This window comes from Cellulomonas sp. P5_C6, assembly GCF_054049635.1.
This window is the reverse complement of the sequence record NZ_JBFULZ010000355.1, coordinates 1-1,596: the sequence shown is the minus strand read 5'-3', so window position 1 is coordinate 1,596 and position 1,596 is coordinate 1. Positions and strand designations below refer to the sequence as shown.

Here is a 1,596-nt window from a genome sequence, read left to right as displayed (position 1 = left end):
GATCAGGGCCAGGTGCGTGAAGGCTTGCGGGAAGTTGCCCAGGTGCCGACCCGAGCGGGGGTCGATCTCCTCGGCGTACAGGTTGAGGGTGCTGGCGAACGAGAGCAGGCGCTCGCAGAGGGCGCGGCCGCGGTCGAGCTCGCCGATCTCGACCAGGGCCGACACCAGCCAGAAGGAGCAGATGGTGAACGTGCCCTCCTCGCCGGACAGGCCGTCGTCGGTCTCCTCGACGCGGTAGCGCAGGACGAGGCCGTCGGTGGTGAGCTCGTCGGCGATCGCGAGGACCGTGGCGCGCACGCGGGGGTCGTCGGGCGGCAGGAACCGCAGGAGCGGGACCAGCAGGAGCGAGGCGTCGAGGGCGTCGGACCCGTACCGCTGGACGAACACGCCGCGCTCGTCGACACCGTTGGCGCAGATGTCCGCGTGGATCTCGGCGGCCAGCTTGCTCCACTGCGCCGCGAAGTCGTGCTCGTCGTGCATCCGGGCCAGCCGGGCGCCGCGGTCGAGGGCCACCCAGCACATGAGCTTGCTGGACGTGAAGTGCTGGGGCTCGCCGCGGACCTCCCAGATGCCGCGGTCGGGCTCGTGCCAGTGCCGGATCGCCGCCTCGACCTGCCGCTTGAGCACGGGCCACAGCGCCTCGGGCAGCTGCTCGCGGGAGCGGGTGTGCAGGTAGACGGAGTCGAGCACCGCGCCCCACACGTCGTGCTGCCGCTGGTCGTAGGCGGCGTTGCCGACGCGGACGGGCATCGCCCCCTCGTAGCCCGAGAGGTGGCCGAGCTCGAACTCCTCGAGCTTCTCCTCGCCGCCGACGCCGTACATGATCTGCAGGTCCTTGTTGTCCCGGCAGACGTCGTGGATGAAGGCGAAGAAGTCGTTGGCCTCGCGGTCCAGGCCGAGCGTGTACAGGCCCCAGAGGGCGAACGTCGAGTCGCGGATCCAGGCGTACCGGTAGTCCCAGTTGCGCTCGCCGCCGGGGGTCTCGGGCAGGGAGGTCGTCGCCGCCGCGAGCAGAGCACCGGTCGGCGCGTAGGTGAGCCCCTTGAGCGTGAGCGCGCTGCGCTGCAGGTAGGTGCGCCACGGGTGGTCGGGGAACACGCCCTGCGTGATCCACTCGCGCCAGAACTCCTGGGTGCGCCACAGCTGGTCGGCGGCCGCCTCCCACGTGGCCGGCGCCGGCAGGGGCGACCAGGACAGGGCGATGTAGGCCTTGTCGCCGTTGACCATGCGGGTGCGGGCGGACGCGGTCCGTCCGTCGATGCCCATCCGCAGGCTCGACGTGAGGCGCAGGGTCGGGCAGCTCGATCCGTCCGGGGGCATCGCGTGCACGGCGTTGTAGCCGGTGCCGTCGTACTCCCAGTGCGGCTCGCTGCGGCCGTAGTCCGGTGAGGGGGCGCACTCGACCTGCAGGTCCACCGTGCCGCTCACGCCGGAGACGGACCGCAGCAGGATGTGCTCGGCGTCGTCGTCTGTGGTGGTGCGGCGGTGGGTCGCGGACCGCTCGACCTGGTTGTGCCAGGGCACCATCACCATCGCGTCGCGGACAATAAGCCAGCCCGACGGCGTCTGCCAGGACGTCTCCAGGACCAGGGTGCC

At 71.4% G+C, this 1,596-nt stretch carries 1 protein-coding gene; it reads right to left on the bottom strand.

Annotated features, from left to right (window positions below; translation table 11 throughout):
• On the bottom strand, positions 1–1,596 hold a 1,596-nt coding region (locus ACXJKG_RS21055; RefSeq protein ID WP_456847663.1), incomplete at both ends, for a glycoside hydrolase family 15 protein.